General features: G+C 57.9%; 4 protein-coding genes and 1 pseudogene. 1 reads left to right on the top strand and 4 read right to left on the bottom strand.

What is annotated here, in order from left to right; genetic code table 11:
• Positions 1 to 97: pseudogene (locus ACIOWE_RS29855) on the bottom strand (metal-binding protein); the annotation flags it as partial.
• A 105-nt stretch (positions 98 to 202) separates the two neighbouring features.
• Between ACIOWE_RS29855 and ACIOWE_RS29850 the strand changes: the two are divergent.
• A complete protein-coding gene (locus ACIOWE_RS29850; protein ID WP_401398543.1) occupies positions 203 to 781 on the top strand; it encodes a Maf family protein in 579 nt (192 codons plus the stop codon).
• Positions 782 to 865: 84 nt separating this feature from the next.
• On the opposite strand, the gene sppA is transcribed toward ACIOWE_RS29850, so the two are convergent.
• Genes sppA through rluC form a run of 3 tightly spaced genes read right to left on the bottom strand, consistent with a single transcriptional unit; the run spans position 866 to position 3,491 of the window.
• The gene (gene sppA, locus ACIOWE_RS29845) at positions 866 to 1,855 is read right to left on the bottom strand and encodes a signal peptide peptidase SppA (RefSeq protein ID WP_201237238.1); all 990 of its coding nucleotides are present in this window, start codon (positions 1,853 to 1,855) and stop codon (positions 866 to 868) included.
• A 24-nt stretch (positions 1,856 to 1,879) separates the two neighbouring features.
• A complete protein-coding gene (locus tag ACIOWE_RS29840) occupies positions 1,880 to 2,542 on the bottom strand; it encodes an HAD-IA family hydrolase (protein ID WP_401398542.1) in 663 nt (220 codons plus the stop codon).
• A complete protein-coding gene (gene rluC / locus ACIOWE_RS29835; RefSeq protein ID WP_401398540.1) occupies positions 2,529 to 3,491 on the bottom strand; it encodes a 23S rRNA pseudouridine(955/2504/2580) synthase RluC in 963 nt (320 codons plus the stop codon). Before rluC ends, ACIOWE_RS29840 begins: the two co-directional genes overlap by 14 nt.
• Positions 3,492 to 3,988: the final 497 nt, after the last annotated feature.

Here is a 3,988-nt window from a genome sequence, read left to right as displayed (position 1 = left end):
TCTTCAAATCGGCCAGCAGCAGTTCACCTTGAAGGGTGGTGCCACGGTCAGCCAATTTGCGCGGGTCAACGTGAGGTGGAATCGGGTCATTCAACATAGGCGCAGCATTATAGGGATGCACCCACCCATGTCAAAGGAAATTGTGCCCTGTCCGTCACTTGCGTGCCTCCGCTAGAATTCGCACCTGCCTCAGGAGACGCGAATGCTGCCTTTATTACTTGCTTCAAGCTCGATCTATCGTCGGGAATTACTCGCCCGCCTGCACCTGCCGTTCGTCTGCAGTTCGCCTGATATCGATGAAAGTCACCGCCCGGGCGAGACCGCCATCGAACTGGTCAAACGCCTCGCCGAACAAAAAGCCCGGGCACTGGCCGACAGCCACCCCGCTCATCTGATTATCGGCTCGGATCAGGTGGCGGTGCTCGGCGAGCAGATCATCGGCAAGCCGCACACCTTCGAGAAGGCCCGCGAACAGCTTTTGGCCGCCAGCGGCGCCAGCGTGACCTTCCTGACCGGCCTGGCGCTGCTCAACAGCCAGACCGGCGAATGCCAGGTCGACTGCGTGCCCTTCACCGTACACATGCGTCAGCTAGATCAGGAACGCATCGAGCGCTATCTGCGCATTGAGCAACCCTACGACTGCGCTGGCAGCTTCAAAGCCGAGGGACTCGGCGTCAGTTTATTCCAGTCCACCGAAGGCCCGGATGCCACCAGCCTGATCGGCCTGCCGCTGATTCGCCTGATCGACATGCTACTGGCCGAGGGCGTGCAAATCCCTTAAAGCAAAAGATCGCAGCCTGCCGCAGCTTCTACATCGATCTCTGTAGAAGCTGAGGCAGGCTGCGATCTTTTGATCTACCAGCGATTAACGCAACGACGGCCCGTGGAAACCCATCCACATCGCCAACTGCTCAGCCACACTGGCACCGAGCTTTTTCGAGAAACGATCAAACGGCGACTCCTGAACAGTGAAGTCCACCAACTCTTTCTCGCCAATCACATCACGTGCAACAGAGCTGGCATTACCCAGACCATCAATCAACCCCAGCGGCAGCGCTTGCTCACCCGACCAGACCAGCCCGGAGAACAGCTCCGGATGCTCCTTATCCTTAAGACGATCACCGCGCCCCTGCTTGACGCTATTGATGAACTGCTTGTGCGTGGTATCCAGCACGCTTTGCCAGAACGCAGTTTCTTCCGGCTTCTGCGGCTGAAACGGATCAAGGAACGACTTGTGCTCACCCGACGTGTACGTACGGCGCTCAACACCAAGCTTCTCCATGGTGCCGACAAAGCCATAACCCGCCGCCGTCACACCAATGGAGCCGACCAGACTCGCCTTGTCGGCGTAAATCTGATCCGCCGCGCTGGCGATGTAATACGCACCGGACGCACCGAGATCGGAAATCACCGCATAGACTTTGATATCCGGATGCAGACCGCGCAAACGCTTGATCTCGTCGTAGACATAACCCGACTGCACCGGACTGCCACCCGGACTGTTGATCCGCAGGATCACGCCCTTGACCTTCTTGTCCTCGAACGCCGCACGCAGGCTACCGACGATGTTGTCAGCACTGGCCGGCTCTTTATCGGCGATCATGCCGGTAACGTCGATCAGCGCGGTGTAGTTCGGGCCACGGGTGGCACTCTTTTCCATGTCCATCAACGGCGTGAACAGGATCAGCGCAACAAACAGATAAACAAACGTCAGCAGCTTGAAGAAGATCCCCCAACGCCGTGAACGACGCTGCTCCTGGACGCCGGCCAGCAGTGTTTTTTCCAGCAGCTTCCAGCTTTTCTCGTCACCGCCATCAGCCTCTGCCTTGGCCGGTGCCTTCCATTCATCGGTCATGCCATCCACCCCAGCAAAATCGTATTAAGCCTGCTGTCCCAGCCAGGCATGCAATTCGGAAAAACGGTCGATCGACAGGCGCGGCTCGAACTGCTGCAGCGACTCGATCGATTGCGCACCGTAACTGACCGCCACAGAGGCCATGCCAGCATTGCGCGCCATCAACAGATCGAAGGACGAATCACCGACCATCAATGCCTGCTCGGCACGCACGCCGCAATGGGCAAGAATCTGCTCCAGCATCAGCGGGTGCGGCTTGCTTGCGGTTTCATCAGCGGCGCGGGTGATATCGAAATAATCCTCCCAGCCATTGGCTTTGAGCACCCGATCCAGCCCGCGGCGATTCTTGCCGGTCGCAACAGCCAGGTGATAACCCTGCTCGCGAAAGGACGCCATCGACTCGACTACGCCTTCGAACAACGGCGAAGGCACGGCTTCCGCGGCGATGTAGTGATTGGCGTAATACTCACGAAACGCGACCATTTCGGCATCGCTGATCTCGGGATACAAGGTGCGGATAGCCTCGGGCAAGCCCAGACCGATGATGCCTTTGACGGCAAAATCATCACGCAACTCGAAACCCGAACGCTCGGATGCCGAGTGCATTGCCTCGACAATCCGATGAATGGAATCGGCCAGTGTGCCGTCCCAATCAAAGATCAGCAGTTTGTAATTAGATGGGCGCACTCAATCGCTCCACGGTCTTGGCCCACATTTCATCGACCGGCGCCTGCAACTTGAGTTCACCGCCATCGGGCAGCGGCACGGTCAGCATGTAGGCGTGCAGGAACAGGCGCTTGCCGCCCAGATCACGGATTTCCTTGCTGAAACTGTCATCGCCGTATTTGGTGTCGCCAGCAATGCAGTGTCCGGCGTGCAACGTGTGGACACGGATCTGGTGCGTGCGACCGGTGATCGGCTTGGCTTCGATCAGAGTGGCAAAATCGCCAAAGCGTCGCAGGACCTTGAACACGGTCACAGACTCCTTGCCCTCCTCCTCGTCGACCTCGACCATGCGCTCACCGGAGCGCAGATTGCTCTTGCCGAGCGCCGCACGGACTTGCTTGATCGAGGTCGCCCAGTTGCCACGAACCAGCGCCATGTAGCGCTTATCGACACCGTCACCGCGCAATGCGGCATGCAAATGACGCAACATGCTGCGCTTCTTGGCGATCATCAGCAGACCAGAGGTATCACGGTCGAGACGGTGAACCAGCTCGAGCTCCTTGGCATCGGGGCGCAACTGACGAAAGGCTTCGATTACACCGTAACTCAAGCCGCTGCCACCGTGAACCGCAATGCCGGCGGGCTTGTTGATCACGATCAGGGCTTTGTCTTCGTAGACAATCGAGGCTTCCAGGCGCTGCAACAGGCCTTGCGCCAAAGGCACCGGCTCGTCGCGTTCAGGCACGCGAACCGGCGGAACGCGCACGATATCACCGGCCTGCAGCTTGTATTCGGGCTTGATCCGCCCCTTGTTCACACGCACTTCGCCTTTACGCAAAATCCGGTAAATCAAGGTCTTGGGCACGCCTTTGAGCCGGGCGAGGAGGAAATTGTCGATTCGTTGGCCGGCATACTCCGGCGAGACTTCAAGCAGTTGAACGCCTGGAGTCGAAGGGGCAGTAGTTGTCATGCCGCGGATGATAACAATTTTTATGGAATTGAAGCACTTAATCATTGCTGCTATAGTCGCGAACGCCGCCAAAAGCGGCCTGGACAGCGGCACCACGGTCAAAAACCGGCCCTGACCAACGCAATTCACCAGGACGCGAGGCCGTCCTACGGGGCTTTCGCTACGTAACGGTGGAGTTTGCGGTTGTAACAAGCGCAGGTGACATGAGGCCTGAATTACACCGCCGAGCAGAGTTTTTACTCGCCTGGCAGGCAGATATTCACGGCCAGTTCACAAAGTGCAGTCAGCTGCAGATGACCCCGAGCGAACGCTTCGGAAACACCGCCTGAATTAGCCATGATGCGTGACCTCCCCTTTCGGAGCTCACGGTAAATGCCAACCCGCTGCGGATTCTGCGCGCGGCAGCACCCGAATTATCAGGGATACGTGTAGGGTGGAGATGCACAACCTCTGTAATGTGTAGCAATAGGCTTTATCAAGACGCTTCATCTCGTCAA

This window comes from Pseudomonas sp. NPDC087598 (genome assembly GCF_044743525.1).
Classification (GTDB): domain Bacteria; phylum Pseudomonadota; class Gammaproteobacteria; order Pseudomonadales; family Pseudomonadaceae; genus Aquipseudomonas.
This window is presented reverse-complemented; position numbering and strand designations above follow the sequence as displayed.

Coding starts and splice junctions, on each gene's coding strand:
- ACIOWE_RS29850 (WP_401398543.1), top strand. CDS start 203: ATGCTGCCTTTATTACTTGCTTCAAGCTCGATCTATCGTCGGGAATTA.
- sppA (WP_201237238.1), bottom strand. CDS start 1,855: ATGACCGATGAATGGAAGGCACCGGCCAAGGCAGAGGCTGATGGCGGT.
- rluC (WP_401398540.1), bottom strand. CDS start 3,491: ATGACAACTACTGCCCCTTCGACTCCAGGCGTTCAACTGCTTGAAGTC.